This is a genomic window from Flavobacterium yafengii (assembly GCF_030010375.1).
GTDB classification, from domain to species: Bacteria; Bacteroidota; Bacteroidia; order Flavobacteriales; family Flavobacteriaceae; genus Flavobacterium; species Flavobacterium yafengii.
This window is the reverse complement of record NZ_JASCRY010000004.1, coordinates 214,963-228,694: the sequence shown is the minus strand read 5'-3', so window position 1 is coordinate 228,694 and position 13,732 is coordinate 214,963. Positions and strand designations below refer to the sequence as shown.

Annotated in this window: 15 protein-coding genes; all 15 read left to right on the top strand. The window is 31.9% G+C overall.

Translation table 11 applies throughout. From position 1 onward, the window contains the following. Positions 1-234: 234 nt before the first annotated feature. The 15 genes from QLS97_RS13960 (at position 235) to QLS97_RS13890 (ending at position 13,731) form a co-directional block, all read left to right on the top strand. Complete coding sequence (locus QLS97_RS13960; RefSeq protein ID WP_282717503.1) at positions 235-1,302, top strand: Wzz/FepE/Etk N-terminal domain-containing protein; 1,068 nt, start codon at positions 235-237, stop codon at positions 1,300-1,302. 229 nt (positions 1,303-1,531) lie between these two features. Continuing rightward, positions 1,532-1,954, top strand: a complete 423-nt coding sequence (locus QLS97_RS13955; RefSeq protein ID WP_282717502.1) for an adenylyltransferase/cytidyltransferase family protein — start codon at positions 1,532-1,534, stop codon at positions 1,952-1,954. An 82-nt stretch (positions 1,955-2,036) separates the two neighbouring features. Further along, positions 2,037-2,441: a sugar 3,4-ketoisomerase gene (locus tag QLS97_RS13950; protein ID WP_282717501.1), complete on the top strand. Its 405-nt coding sequence runs from the start codon at positions 2,037-2,039 to the stop codon at positions 2,439-2,441. Then, positions 2,431-2,862: a sugar 3,4-ketoisomerase gene (locus QLS97_RS13945; protein WP_282717499.1), complete on the top strand. Its 432-nt coding sequence runs from the start codon at positions 2,431-2,433 to the stop codon at positions 2,860-2,862. The genes QLS97_RS13950 and QLS97_RS13945 overlap by 11 nt, the downstream gene beginning before the upstream one ends. 73 nt (positions 2,863-2,935) lie before the next feature. After that, on the top strand, positions 2,936-3,226 hold the full coding sequence (locus QLS97_RS13940) for a hypothetical protein (protein ID WP_282717497.1): 291 nt from the start codon (positions 2,936-2,938) through the stop codon (positions 3,224-3,226). Beyond that, the gene (locus tag QLS97_RS13935) at positions 3,219-3,935 is read left to right on the top strand and encodes an SDR family oxidoreductase (RefSeq protein ID WP_282717495.1); all 717 of its coding nucleotides are present in this window, start codon (positions 3,219-3,221) and stop codon (positions 3,933-3,935) included. Before QLS97_RS13940 ends, QLS97_RS13935 begins: the two co-directional genes overlap by 8 nt. Continuing rightward, complete coding sequence (locus tag QLS97_RS13930; protein WP_282717493.1) at positions 3,935-4,558, top strand: MBL fold metallo-hydrolase; 624 nt, start codon at positions 3,935-3,937, stop codon at positions 4,556-4,558. The genes QLS97_RS13935 and QLS97_RS13930 overlap by 1 nt, the downstream gene beginning before the upstream one ends. Further along, complete coding sequence (locus QLS97_RS13925; protein ID WP_282717491.1) at positions 4,558-5,565, top strand: 3-oxoacyl-ACP synthase III family protein; 1,008 nt, start codon at positions 4,558-4,560, stop codon at positions 5,563-5,565. Before QLS97_RS13930 ends, QLS97_RS13925 begins: the two co-directional genes overlap by 1 nt. Before the next feature lie 13 nt (positions 5,566-5,578). Next, positions 5,579-6,916 carry a long-chain fatty acid--CoA ligase gene (locus tag QLS97_RS13920; RefSeq protein ID WP_282717490.1) on the top strand — a complete coding sequence of 446 codons (1,338 nt, stop codon included), beginning with the start codon at positions 5,579-5,581 and terminating at the stop codon, positions 6,914-6,916. Positions 6,917-6,937: 21 nt separating this feature from the next. Continuing rightward, positions 6,938-7,504 carry a GNAT family N-acetyltransferase gene (locus tag QLS97_RS13915; protein ID WP_282717489.1) on the top strand — a complete coding sequence of 189 codons (567 nt, stop codon included), beginning with the start codon at positions 6,938-6,940 and terminating at the stop codon, positions 7,502-7,504. Positions 7,505-7,518: 14 nt separating this feature from the next. Beyond that, positions 7,519-8,625: a DegT/DnrJ/EryC1/StrS family aminotransferase gene (locus tag QLS97_RS13910; protein ID WP_282717488.1), complete on the top strand. Its 1,107-nt coding sequence runs from the start codon at positions 7,519-7,521 to the stop codon at positions 8,623-8,625. 5 nt (positions 8,626-8,630) lie between these two features. After that, on the top strand, positions 8,631-10,121 hold the full coding sequence (locus tag QLS97_RS13905; protein WP_282717487.1) for an O-antigen translocase: 1,491 nt from the start codon (positions 8,631-8,633) through the stop codon (positions 10,119-10,121). A 30-nt stretch (positions 10,122-10,151) separates the two neighbouring features. Next, positions 10,152-11,384 (top strand): glycosyltransferase, encoded by a 1,233-nt coding sequence (locus QLS97_RS13900; protein WP_282717486.1) that lies wholly within the window; start codon positions 10,152-10,154, stop codon positions 11,382-11,384. 106 nt (positions 11,385-11,490) lie between these two features. Next, positions 11,491-12,612, top strand: a complete 1,122-nt coding sequence (wecB, locus tag QLS97_RS13895) for a non-hydrolyzing UDP-N-acetylglucosamine 2-epimerase (RefSeq protein WP_282717484.1) — start codon at positions 11,491-11,493, stop codon at positions 12,610-12,612. Next, the gene (locus QLS97_RS13890; protein ID WP_282717483.1) at positions 12,613-13,731 is read left to right on the top strand and encodes a glycosyltransferase; all 1,119 of its coding nucleotides are present in this window, start codon (positions 12,613-12,615) and stop codon (positions 13,729-13,731) included. Position 13,732: the final 1 nt, after the last annotated feature.

Sequence of the window (13,732 nt, the reverse complement as noted above, 5' to 3'; positions counted from 1 at the left end):
TGAGGGGTGAATGGTGAAAAGTGAATGGGTGTTCTACGGCAAGCTCAAGATGGTGGTGAGTAGTTAGGAGTGAATAGTGATCAATTTTAGGTTCAGATGGCAGATAGTGGATTTCATTTGTTTTACCCCAACCCTAAAGGGAGACAAATGAAAACAGATAACAGGCTTTTATCGACACCGTTTAAAATGCACATTTTAATAATAAATAATATGCAAGCGTAAAATCTTGATACAATGAACGAACAAAATACTAACGACGAAATATCGTTAAAAGAACTTATTGAAAAAGGAAGGGAATGGTTTTCTTATTTGCTTTCGCAATGGAAGATTATTGTTTTGGCGGGGATTATAGGCGCTGGATTGGGTCTTGCCTATTCTTTTAGTAAAAAACCAGTGTACACGGCCAGCTTGTCTTTTGCTTTGGAAGACGAAAAAGGTGGTGGTGGATTGGGAGGTGCTCTTGGATTGGCCAGTTCGCTTGGTTTAGATCTTGGCGGCGGCGGCGGGAGTATTTTTACTGGCTCTAATTTGACCGAATTGTTCAAGTCCCGTGCGATGGTGGAACAAACGTTGTTGAGTCCCGTTGTGGTTGATGGAAAGACTATTTCTTTGGCAGAGATGTATATTAAGAATAATGGATGGAGAGATAAATGGGATGACAAACCTAAATTTGCAGCCATTCAGTTTTTGCCCGATACTAAGAGAAAGTACTTTACCAGAGTGCATGACAGTATTTTAGGGGTTGTGTATCAAGATTTGTCTAAAACCGGATTGGTTGTAGGGCAAAAAGATAAAAAAATAGCGATTATTACTATAGATGTCAGTTCTACGAATGAATTGTTCTCTAAGTATTTTACGGAAGCTTTAGTTAAAGAAGTGTCTGATTTTTATGTTACAACCAAAAGCAAGAAGGCACGGATGAACATGGATATACTAGAACGACAAACTGATTCTATTCGTAGGGAGTTGAATGGTGCGATTACCGGTGTGGCTGTTGCTAATGATAATACTTTTGGATTGAATCCCGCCATGAATGTACGACGTGCCCCTTCTGCCCGCAGACAGGTCGATGTACAAGCGAATACTGCGATACTAACTGAATTGGTCAAACAAACGGAACTAGCTAAAGTAACTTTACGTAAGGAAACGCCATTAATCCAAGTAATTGACCGACCTATTTTGCCTTTGAAGAAAGAAAAATTTGGGAAAGAAAAAGGCTTGGTGTTGGGTGGGTTTTTAGCTGGATTCTTGACTGTGTTGGGATTGATTGTAAGGAGGCTGTTGAGAGAACTGCAGGTTTGAATTGTTTAAAATTTAAAGTTTGAAATGGTTCAACCGCAAAGTTCGCAAAAATGGCGCAATGAACGTAGAGAATATTTAAGTCCAAAAGAGTATAATTGCAAGTAATAGTACTAATAGTGAAGAATCTGAAGATTTAGATGGTTTTATTCGCAATGTTGGCACAAAGAATGCTAAGTATTAATAAATTATTGGATAATGGGCAAGTGATTGCTTCGTTCCTCGCAATGACATGAAAATAGGAATAACTTTTAGAGCTTTTGATTTATTTCACGCAGGACATGTTAAAATGCTCGAAGAAGCCAAGCGTCATTGTGATTATTTAATAGTAGGTTTGCAAACCGATCCTACGTTGGATCGCCCAGAGAAAAATCATCCCGCACAAACGGTAGTTGAACGATACATACAATTGAAGGGCTGTAAATTTGTAGATGAAATTGTGCCATATGCTACCGAACAAGATTTAGAAGATATTTTGCGTTCTTTTAAAATCGATGTTCGTATAGTAGGTGATGAATATCGTGAACAAGATTTTACAGGGAGAATATATTGTGAAGCCAAAGGTATCGAATTGTATTTTAATACTAGAGATCATCGGTTTTCGAGTTCAGGATTGAGGAGAGAGGTACATCAAAAGGAAATGTTGAAGAAGTGATTATTTCTAACAATAGAAAAAAAATAATTGTGAAAAGAAATCGTATAGTTGTTTTTTAACATAAGATTTAATTAGTAAATAAATGAAACCAAAAATTATAAATTTTCCTAAGATACAAGATCCAAGAGGGAATTTAACTTTTGTGCAGTATCCAAATCAGATCCCTTTTGAGATTCAAAGAACATTTTGGACTTATGATGTTCCTGGCGGTGGAATTAGAGGAGGTCATGCTTATTTTAAACAGGAAGAAATTATTGTCGCCTTGAGTGGAAGCTTTGATGTTATAATTACTAATGCTGATGGAAGTACTGAAAAATTTTCTTTAAATAGAAGTTATTATGGTCTCTACCTACCAGCCAAAACATGGAGGCATGTAGAGAATTTTTCCACAAATGCGTTATCATTACATATTTCTAGTGAGACTTTCTCAAAGGAAGATTATATCAGAGATTTTGAAGATTTTAAAAACTTATTAGATGAACGTTAAAAACAGTGTTTTTGAATGTAATCTTTTGCATTTGAACCAAATTGGAGATAGAAACGGTCATATAACGGCTATTAATAACAATCTAGAAATTCCTTTTGCTGTGAAAAGAATTTTTTACTTGTATGATATTCCTGGTGGTGAATCTAGGGGTGCACATGCTCATAAAGAATGTCATCAGTTTTTGGTCGCTGCAAGCGGTAGTTTTGAAGTTTTACTGGATGATGGTTTAACTAAAAGACAAGTGTTAGTAAATAGACCCGATTTAGGCTTGCATATCCCACCAGGGATTTGGGCTTCTGAAATTAATTTTTCTAGTGGTTCTATTTGTTTAGTACTAGCTTCACACGAATATAATGAGAATGATTATTTGAGAGAGTATGAAGATTATTTAAAGTATATAAAGATTGAATCTAATAAATAGGTATAATATAAAGTTGCGTTAGGTCGAAAAAATGAATTTTGTAATTATTGAATTAAAAATAAATTAGTTTAAAATGATAGATAAAAATGTAATTGTAGAAATTATCTTCCAATGTATAGAAGATATTAATAATGAAAATGGTATTGATATAGCTAAAGATCTTAATACTAAGTTGTTTGGGTCCGATAGTGAATTAGACTCTATATTATTAGTTAATCTAATAGTTGCAGTCGAAGAAAATATTGAAGAGCTTTCAGGTAAATATATTCCTATAGCAGACGAAAGAGCTTTTTCTTTAGAGGATAGCCCTTTCAAAAGCATTGAAACATTAGCAGATTATATAAAAGTATTGCTTAATGAATAATACTAATCAACTTACACCTATTATGCTTATAACTGGTTCTAGTAGAGGTATTGGTAATTATTTAGTGAATTATTATTTGGACAAGGGTTTTTTTGTAGTTGGTTGTAGTAGAAATGAATGTGATATTAAGCACGAAAATTACAATCATATTATAGCTGACTTGTCAAATGAAGAAGAGATTCTCAATGTTTTTAAGATTATTAGAAAAGAATATAAGCGTTTAGATATATTGATTAATAATGCGGCAATAAATCCTGCGATTTTAAATGTTACATTTTTACCTTATAAGACGATTCAAAATATATACGCTGTTAATGTTTTTGCACCAATTATGTTTTGTAGAGAAGCTGTTAAACTGATGATGCGTAATAAATTCGGTAGAATTATTAATCTTGGTTCGATGGCAACAAGGCATGAGGTTCCTGGAGAGGCTTTATATACTTCAACAAAGGCATCGATGAATGCTTTTACAAGGGTTTTATCTAAAGAAGTTGCAAGTTATGGAATTACAGTAAATATTGTGGCACCTTCAGTAATAGATACGGAATTAGCTAAAGCTATTAATCAGATTGCTTTACAAGAGGTTTTAGATAGGAATGCAATTAAAAAGTATGGTGACTTAGTAGATGTTTCTAATACAATTGATTATCTAATCAAAGAAGAAAGTAAAGCAGTTACGGGGCAAATTATTTATTTAGGAGGTGTTTAATGGAGATTATAAGCAAAAAGGTAACAGTTGGGAAGTGGAAAGTGAATTGTTATTTGATTTCCTGTGAGGACGAAGCTTGGATTGTTGATCCAGGCGATGATGTAGAAACGATAATTAGTAGTCTTGATTTAGATAATTACAAGTTAAAGGGGATTATAAATACACATGGTCATTTTGATCATATTGGTGCAGTAGCTGAAATCAAAGAAAGATATAACATTCCTTTTCTCTTACATTCTAAAGATAAGAGATTAGCAACACAAGGAAATCTTTATAGAAGAATGGTTGGAGATTTAAAACTTTGTAAAACACCAATTATTGATGAGTATTTAGATGATTTGCCATCTCTAGAATTAAAAAGACATAAAATAGTAATTCATCACACACCTGGTCATACAAATGGGGGGGTTTGTTTAGAGATAAACAATAATTTATTTGTGGGAGATATGCTTTTAAAAGGTAATAGTTCCATTTCTAATTTGCCTGGGTCAAACAAGGAACTGATGGTTTTGTCACTCAACTATCTTTTTGATAATTTCAAAGGATTTATAATAAACCCAGGACATGGGAAATCATTTATTTTAGATAATGATTCAATTAATAAATTTAAAATAATGATTTAATGGGAGTTGTTATCAAACATATAGAGTATTATTTACCTGAAAAGGTAATAACGAATATTGACTTAGCAAAAAATAATCCGGAGTGGAATATCGAAAAAATAGAAGAAAAGTCAGGAGTCAAAAAAAGACATATTGCTGAACCAAATGAAACGGCTTTAGATTTGGCAATAAAAGCAGTGGAGAAAATTTTTAGTTCCAGTGTTATCTCAAAAGATGACATTGATGCGGTAATATTTTGTACACAAAGTCATGATTATGTCATGCCAGCTAATTCTTTTTTAATTCATAAGCATTTTAATTTTAAGCAAAGTGTATGGACATTTGATTATAATCTTGCTTGTTCAGGGTATATTTTTGGTTTAGCTATTACAAGAGGGATTCTTGAAACAGGTTTAGCTAAAAATGTTTTGTTGATTAATTCAGAAACGTACTCAAAGTATATAAATCTAAAGGACCGTTCTACTAGTATCTTATTTGGAGATGGGGCTGCGGTTAGTGTTATTTCTATGGAAGATTTTGGTGGAATAGTTGATGTTATTTTGTCTTCAAGTGGAGAGAAATTTGACTCTTTTTATATACCAGCAGGAGGTATGAGAACCCCAAAAAGTGATGATACAAAAAAAACGATTATTGACGATAGTGGAAATGTAAAGTGTTTGGAGAATATCCATATGAACGGTTTTGCTGTTTGGCAGTTTATTTCTAAAAATGTTTCAGAACAAATTAGTACTTTGTTAGAAAGGAATCATTTAAATGTAGATGATATTGATTTGTATGTGTTTCATCAAGCTAGTAAATTAACCCTAGATTCACTGGTTAAAAGTTTGAAACTGGATAGGGACAAAGTATTTTTGAATTTAGAAAATGTTGGAAATACAGTTTCTGCATCTGTTCCTATTGCGCTTAAAGATGCGGAGTTAAATGGTAAATTAAAAAGAGGTGACTTAGTTTTGTTGTCGGGCTTTGGAGTTGGGTTGTCATGGGGAAGTATTATAATGAGATATTAAAAAAACAGTTTTTATGAACGCATTAATTGAAAAATTAAAAGAATACGCTGAACTTCCTGCTATTATATGGAATGATAGATTTTATAGTTACAATGAATTATTTGTAAAGTGTAATGAGGCTTTAGAATTTATTCAACAGAATGGAGTTAATGAAGGTGAAGTAGTTTCGCTTATTGGAGATTTTACGCCAAATACCATTGCATTAATGTTTGCTTTGATTCAAAACAATAATATAATTGTTCCTTTTAATTCTACAATAAAACATAGTGAACAAGTTAAATTAGACATTGCTTGTGTTCAGAAAACTTTATTGGTTGATGTTACTAATGATAATTATAGTATAGAGGGAAGAGATAATCTAGGAGAACATTTACTTTACGACACCATAAGAGAACGAAAAAAAGCGGGTCTTGTTTTGTTTACTTCAGGGACATCAGGAAATCCTAAGGGAGCCGTTCATGATTTTTCTAGGTTATTAGCAAAATTTAATATTGCTCGTAAATCGATGAGTACAGTTAATTTTTTACTATTTGATCATTGGGGTGGATTAAACACAATGTTTCATACATTATCTAATGGAGGTACCGTTCTAACATTAAGAGATAGAAAGCCAGATTCTATATGTGCTTTTATTGAAAAGCATAAAATTGAATTGTTGCCAGCATCACCGACTTTTTTGAATTTGATGCTAATGAGTGAAGCTAATAAAAGTTATGATTTGTCTAGTTTGAAATTAATTACTTATGGAACAGAGCCAATGCCTTTGTCAACACTTGAAAGGTTGAAAAAAGCATTTCCAGAAGTAAAACTCCAACAGACTTATGGTTTAATTGAGTTAGGGGTAATGAGGTCTAAGTCTGAAAGCGATAATTCTCTTTGGGTAAAAGTTGGAGGAGAAGGCTTTGATACAAGAGTTGTAGATAGCTTATTAGAAATTAAGGCAGATTCGGCTATGCTTGGTTATTTAAATGCTCCGTCTCCGTTTACTGAGGACGGTTGGTTTATGACGGGTGATGAAGTCGAAGTAAAGGGCGAGTATATTAGAATTCTTGGACGCAAATCCGAGATTATTAATGTTGGTGGAGAAAAAGTATATCCTCAAGAGGTTGAAAATATAATTCAAGAATTGGATAATATTGCAGAAGTGACAGTTTTTGGACAAAAAAATCCTATTATGGGAAATATTGTATGTGCTAAAATCAGACTTGCATCGGATGAAGAGAAGAAAGTGTTTGTTACACGTTTGAAAATACATTGTAAGGAAAAATTACAATCTTTTAAAATACCAGTAAAAATAATTATTGAGGACGAACCTCAATTTAGTGAGCGATATAAAAAGAAGAGACAATAGTAGTTTATTAATCTATTTATTATGATTTTAAAAGGGCAGTTTGCAAAATTGCGTCCAATAAACGCAGCAGATGCAGCAATAACTCTAAAATGGAGGCTTAGTGATAGAGCTAAATTTATGCAGTCAGGTGCTAAAACGGTATTAGAGCAAGGAAATTGGATTAGCAATTCACTTAAAAAAGAGAATGAAATAACTTTTATTATTGAATTCAATGATGTTCCTGTTGGTATGTTTGCTGTTTGCAATATCAATAAGACTTATAGACATTGTAGTATAGAAAGACTTCTAATCGGAGAAAAAAAACTAGTAGGGAATTTTCCTATAGCTTTTGAAAGTGAATTACTCCTATGTGATTACATTTTTAATGAGTTGAATATGCACAAGATTAATGGTGATATAATGGAAGATAATAAGGATATGATTAAATTTCGAAAGTATCTAGGTTATAGTTTTGACGGTGTGCTTAGAGATCAATATATCATTAATGGAGAATTTAAAAGTACATTATTAGTCTCTGTGTTCGAAAGTGAATATTTAAATAAATGTAGAAATAGATTATCGGGGTTGATTAGGCTCAGTCAACTATAATTTAAAAATAAAAAATGATTAAATTTTTAGACTTACAAAAAATAAACGCTCAATATGCAACCGAGTTAAAAAAAGTAGCTGCGGAGGTGATAGATAGTGGTTGGTTTCTATTAGGCGAGCAGGTAAAACAGTTCGAGGCCAATTTGGTCGCTTTTCAAGAAGGCGGAAATGCCGTAGCTGTTGCTAATGGATTGGATGCCTTGCGTCTTATTTTTAAGGCATATATTGAATTAGGAGTGATGGAGGAAGGGGATGAAGTTATTGTTCCTGCCAATACTTACATTGCTTCTGTATTAGCCATTACGGATAATAAATTAGTACCTGTTTTGGTTGAGCCCGATTTTGACACTTACAATTTAGATTTAAATTTGATTGAAAGCAAGATTACTTCAAAGACTAAAGCTATTATGGTGGTTCACTTGTATGGTAGCGTTTGTTGGAGTGAAGAATTAGAAATATTGGCGAAAAAGTATAATTTGCAACTAATTGAAGATAATGCACAAGCCATAGGGGCTCGTTGGAAAGGTATTCGAACTGGTGATTTAGGTGATGCAGCAGGTTTTAGTTTTTACCCGGGAAAGAATTTAGGTGCGTTGGGGGATTCAGGAGCGGTAACTACAAAAGATCCTGAATTAGCAAAAGCGATCCGTACTTTGGCTAATTATGGTTCATCCCAAAAATATGTGAACCAATACCAAGGTTTAAATAGCCGTATGGATGAAATGCAAGCCGCTTTTTTGAATGTTAAATTGCGTTATGTTGATGTTGAAACTATGCGTCGTCAGGAAATTGCAAAGTATTATATTGCCCATATTAAGAATGATAAAATACTATTACCAAGTGAAGGGAAGGTTGGAGAACATGTTTGGCATCTTTTTGTTATTCGGAGTACCAACCGTGATGAGCTACAGGCTTACCTGCAGGAAAATCAGATACAAACGTTGATTCATTATCCTATTCCTTTGCATAAACAAGAATGTTATATAAGTATGTCTGATATTTCTTTACCGATTACAGAATTAATTCATGAGGAAGTATTGAGTTTGCCAATAAGTCCTGTGATGACTCAAGAAGACGTAGAGAAAGTGGTTGAAGTTTTGAATAGCTATACTGCGGTATAAGGATTATGAGTGAAAACCAGTCGTCTTACAGAAACATAATGAAAGCCACTTCCATATTTGGGGGGGTGCAGGTTTTTATTATTTTAATTTCTATTATAAGATCAAAATTTATTGCATTATTTCTAGGCTCTGCAGGTATGGGAGTTATAGGTTTGCTGAGTTCTACTATAGGTTTAATAGGTGGAATTAGTAATTTTGGACTTGGTATTAGTGCTGTAAGAGACGTGTCGGCTGCTAATAGTAGTGGAGACGATTCTCGTGTCGGATTGGTTGTAGGAGTTTTAAAGAGATGGGTTTGGGTTACTGGGATTTTAGGAGTATTGATAGTTTTTTTGTTATCACCTTGGTTGAGTGAACTAACTTTTGGGAATAGCGACTATATACTGTCATTCGCTTTAATTTCGATAACATTATTGTTCAATCAGCTCAATATTGGGCAATTGGTTATTCTGCAAGGAATGCAAAAAATACAATATCTGGCAAAAGCAAGTCTTATAGGTAGCGTTATAGGTTTAATAGTAACGGTTCCTTTGTATTACTTTTGTGGTGTCGCAGGGATTGTTCCCGCTCTGATTGTTGCATCAGTTGTTTCGTTTGTTATTTCGTGGTATTTTGCTAAAAAAGTTAAAATCCAAGATTTTAAATTATCAAGGACATTAATTTTTTCTGAAGGGAAAAACATGTTGAGAATGGGTTTTATGATTAGTCTTAGCGGTTTATTTGTAATTGCAACTACTTATATCGTTCAATTGTATATTAGTGACAGAGACGGCGTTGAGCAGGTTGGGTTATTTACCGCAGGATTTGCGCTTATCAATACTTATGTAGGGCTAGTTTTTACAGCTATGGCTACGGATTATTTTCCTAGACTTTCGGCGGTAGCAGAATCAAATAATTTATGTAAAAAAACAATTAACCAGCAGGCTGAAATTTCTATTTTGATTTTAGGACCTATCATTGTAATGTTTATGGTTTTTATCAAATTGGTGATTATTATTTTATACTCTAATAAATTTGTAGGTATAGAGAATATGGTTTTATGGTTAGCTTTGTCAACTTTTTTTAAAGCAGGGTCTTGGTCGATTGCTTTTGTGTTTTTGGCAAAAGGGAAATCAAAGTTGTTCTTTTGGAATGAACTTCTTGCAAATTCTTACGTACTTGTATTTGATTTAGTAGGTTATTATTTTTGGGGATTAACAGGCTTAGGGATTTCTTGTTGTGCTGCTTATCTAATTTATTTTTCTCAAGTTTTCTTCTTAACTAAAATAAAGTATGAATTTTCATTCGGAATTTCTTTTATAAGAATTTTCGTTATTCAGTTTTTTCTTGCTGTAAGTTGTTTTCTAGTTGTGAAGTTTATAGTGAATCCATATTCCTATTTCTTTGGAACATTTTTCATAATGATTTCAGTTTGGCACTCTTATGTTGAATTGGATAGACGTTTAGGCTTAAGAAATATTTTGAACAGTTTTATTATTCAGAGATTAAAAAAATAAAATTTATTATTAATGCTTTATCTATTATAGATGTCCAAAAAAATTAAAGTTGCCTTTGTAACGCCAAAAATGATTATTGGAGGAGCAGAATCTTATATAATAAATAAAAGTAATTGGCTTATAAATAATGGTTTTGATGTTATTATTGTTTCTCAAGGGGGCGAGAATGTTTCTAACTTACCCAATGGTGTTAATCATATATTTTTTGATAAAATCAGTTCATCACCTCTTGAATTTAGTTATAAAGATTATTCGGATTTTATAGAAAAATTATCTGATATTTTACTTAGAAATGATGTTGATGTAATAGAAGCTCATAATTCATATCCAGCCGTTCATGTTGCTTCATCTTATAAATATACAAAAATTCCTTTTTTTATAAATATACTCAATGAAGTCGCTTATTATCGTAATCCACTGTTGACAATTTTAACTAAGAAACTTAGTTGTTTTGGTTTGTTCTATGTGTTAAGTTATGAGATGAATCGGTATATTGAGAAAAGAATAAATTTTAAACTGAATCCTAAAATTATTCCTATTCCAGTGAAAGCGATTTCTCGAGATAATCTTAGTCTTGAGAATAAGTATATTTTATCTGTTAGTAGATTATCAGAAGACAAGGATTATGTGAGATATTTGATTAAGGATTTTTATGAATTGTATAAAATAAATGATAAATTATCAGAATATAAATTAGTTATCGTGGGTGATGGCTCTCTTTTTGAAAGTATAAATGTTTTAGCAAATAGTTTAAATAAGGAAGCTAATCGTAATATTATTCAACTGAGAGGAACACTGGTTGGAGATGATTTTGAAACGGTCTATAAAAATTGTTCTATTTTTGTTGGAATGGCCACTACCCTTTTGTTAGCGGCATCTTGCGGAAAACCATCGGTAATTGCTGGTTCTACCCCCGAAACGAATAAATTTTCTTGGGGACTTTGGGGAGAAAATGATTTGGATGCAAACTTAATTGGGATTTGTTCTGGAAAAGATAGAACATCTACTAGTTTTCAAACAATATTGGAAAGCCTAGTAGAATGTGAGGGCCGCCTTATTAGCTCTGGTAATGCAGCATATAAGATGTTTAAAGAAAATTATGACTTTGGTTCAATAATGACAGTTTGGGGGAATGAATATCATTTAGTAATAGATACTTTTCTAACAAACGGAGTCGAAATTGAAAAAGAACTTAATTTTCTTCATTTATGGAGGCTGTTTTATAGAGAAATTCGTCGTGTTATAAAGTTTTTAAGACTTTAATTTTTGTATTTTTTATAATGATTTAGATAAATATGTCTCTCTTATTGTTATAAAAAAATACTTGTATTATAAAAAACAGATTAAAAATAATTTTAAAAATGCTATAATGAAAAAAAATTTAATTGTTTTTGGAACGAGACCTGAGGCCATTAAAATGGCACCTTTGGTGCAAGAGTTCAAAAAACATTCTGATATTTTTGATACCAGAGTTTGTGTAACGGCACAACACCGAGAAATGTTAGATCAAGTTTTAGATTTCTTTAATATTCAACCCGAATATGATTTGAATTTAATGAAGGCTAATCAGAATCTATATTCGTTAACAGCAGATATTATAGTTGGATTAAAAAATGTTTTAGAAGATTTTAATCCAGATTACGTATATGTTCATGGTGATACAACAACAACAATGGCAGCAAGTTTAGCCACGTTTTATTCTGGAGCTCAAATATGTCATGTAGAAGCAGGTCTGCGTACAGATATTAAACGAACCCCTTTTCCCGAAGAAATGAACAGACAAGTAACAGGGAGAATTGCAGATTATCATTTTGCGCCTACAGTTGCCTCTAAAGAAAATTTATTAAAAGAGAACATACATTCTAAATCAATACTTGTAACAGGTAATACAGTTATAGATGCATTGATGGTTAGCTCAAAAAGAGTTGAAAATATTCATAATGATGAAATCGAAAATTTAAAGAAAATAATTAATCCAAGTGCTAAAATTATTCTTGTTACTGGGCATCGTAGAGAAAATCATGGAGATGGATTTATCCGAATTTGTGAGGCATTAAGAGAAATCGCTCTTACAAATAATGATGTCGAAGTAATATACCCGGTACATTTAAATCCAAATGTAAAGGTGCCTGTTTATGAAATTTTATCAGGAATAGATAATATTAAATTAATTGATCCATTAGCTTATCCCGCTTTTGTTTGGTTAATGGATAAAGCGTATATTATTATAACAGACAGCGGAGGAGTTCAAGAAGAGGCACCAAGTTTAGGGAAACCAGTTTTAGTGATGCGTGAAACAACCGAAAGGCCGGAAGCTGTCGAAGCAGGAACCGTAATATTGGTAGGGACTGATAAAGATTTAATTGTTAAGGAAACGAATAGTTTACTCCAAGATAAAGAAAGATATAAAAAAATGAGTGTTTTGCATAATCCGTATGGAGATGGAAAAGCATGTGAAAGAATTGTAAGTTTTATATCAAATTTAGATTAAATGAGCCATATTTTAATTTATAATCACGATATACAAAAATATCCACCAATACTCACAGCAATTAAAGTACTATTGGCATTAAAGGAAAAAGTTGTAATTGTGGGGTATTGTAGTGACATAAATACAATTGTTGATTTTGAATTACAAGGTGTAATTTATTACGAGACAATAATTAATCATACTAAAGAAAATAAAATAATCAAATTATTTAAGTTATATTCCTATAAGAAAAAAGTTAAAAAAATTGTAAGAGAAGAATTTAAAACTGATTCGATATTATGGATATATGGAAACGAAAACATCTGGCTCCTTTATAAATTAATTACTCAGTTTAAAACGATATTGTATTTATTTGAAACCCCACAATTAAAAGTGGGTTCTAGATATAAAATGATTAGTCCTTTTCTCAATTACGCTAAAACAATGCAGAGTGCTTGGAAAGTTGTGTGTTGTGAGTATAATAGAGCACATATTACAAAATCTTTTTTTAATTTAAAAGAATTACCATTAATTATTCCAAATAAACCTCTTTTTGATCTTTCTAAATTGAGTCAGACATTAGATGATGAATTAGAAGAATTGTTTAAAACGAAAAAAGTAATTTTATATCAAGGAATTTTTAATTATCCTGAAAGAAGATTGGATGAATTATGTGAGTCAGTTAAATATTTGCCAGAAGAGTATATAATTTGTTTAATGGGTAGTGAAGATCGTAATAAATTTAGACTAAAAGAAAAATATGAGTCAGATAGGGTTGTTTTTTTACCATATGTGTCTTCTCCAAAACATTTGGAATTTACAAGAAAGGCATATGTAGGATTTCTGACATATTTTTCGGAAGAATCGTTAATAGAAAATACAATTAATACACTTTTTTGTGCACCAAATAAGATTTTTGAATATTCTTGTTTCGGGATTCCAATGCTCGCAAATGATGTCCCTGGTATTTCAGTTTTATTTGAAAAATATGAGGCAGGTATGGTTTCAGAATTTGAACCAATTAAATTGGCAACAAAAATTTTAGATATAGATAAAAATTATAATGAATATAGTAAAGGTTCTTTTAATTTATATAATTCTGTAGATATCAAATCTTTGTTTGAACAATTAATTAATTAGA

Bases quoted from the DNA above. Each gene is read 5' to 3' on its own strand.
- QLS97_RS13900 (WP_282717486.1), top strand. From the start codon at position 10,152: ATGTCCAAAAAAATTAAAGTTGCCTTTGTAACGCCAAAAATGATTATT.
- QLS97_RS13925 (WP_282717491.1), top strand. From the start codon at position 4,558: ATGGGAGTTGTTATCAAACATATAGAGTATTATTTACCTGAAAAGGTA.
- QLS97_RS13890 (WP_282717483.1), top strand. From the start codon at position 12,613: ATGAGCCATATTTTAATTTATAATCACGATATACAAAAATATCCACCA.
- QLS97_RS13960 (WP_282717503.1), top strand. From the start codon at position 235: ATGAACGAACAAAATACTAACGACGAAATATCGTTAAAAGAACTTATT.
- wecB (WP_282717484.1), top strand. From the start codon at position 11,491: ATGAAAAAAAATTTAATTGTTTTTGGAACGAGACCTGAGGCCATTAAA.
- QLS97_RS13950 (WP_282717501.1), top strand. From the start codon at position 2,037: ATGAAACCAAAAATTATAAATTTTCCTAAGATACAAGATCCAAGAGGG.
- QLS97_RS13930 (WP_282717493.1), top strand. From the start codon at position 3,935: ATGGAGATTATAAGCAAAAAGGTAACAGTTGGGAAGTGGAAAGTGAAT.
- QLS97_RS13935 (WP_282717495.1), top strand. From the start codon at position 3,219: ATGAATAATACTAATCAACTTACACCTATTATGCTTATAACTGGTTCT.
- QLS97_RS13905 (WP_282717487.1), top strand. From the start codon at position 8,631: ATGAGTGAAAACCAGTCGTCTTACAGAAACATAATGAAAGCCACTTCC.
- QLS97_RS13955 (WP_282717502.1), top strand. From the start codon at position 1,532: ATGAAAATAGGAATAACTTTTAGAGCTTTTGATTTATTTCACGCAGGA.
- QLS97_RS13940 (WP_282717497.1), top strand. From the start codon at position 2,936: ATGATAGATAAAAATGTAATTGTAGAAATTATCTTCCAATGTATAGAA.
- QLS97_RS13915 (WP_282717489.1), top strand. From the start codon at position 6,938: ATGATTTTAAAAGGGCAGTTTGCAAAATTGCGTCCAATAAACGCAGCA.
- QLS97_RS13945 (WP_282717499.1), top strand. From the start codon at position 2,431: ATGAACGTTAAAAACAGTGTTTTTGAATGTAATCTTTTGCATTTGAAC.
- QLS97_RS13910 (WP_282717488.1), top strand. From the start codon at position 7,519: ATGATTAAATTTTTAGACTTACAAAAAATAAACGCTCAATATGCAACC.
- QLS97_RS13920 (WP_282717490.1), top strand. From the start codon at position 5,579: ATGAACGCATTAATTGAAAAATTAAAAGAATACGCTGAACTTCCTGCT.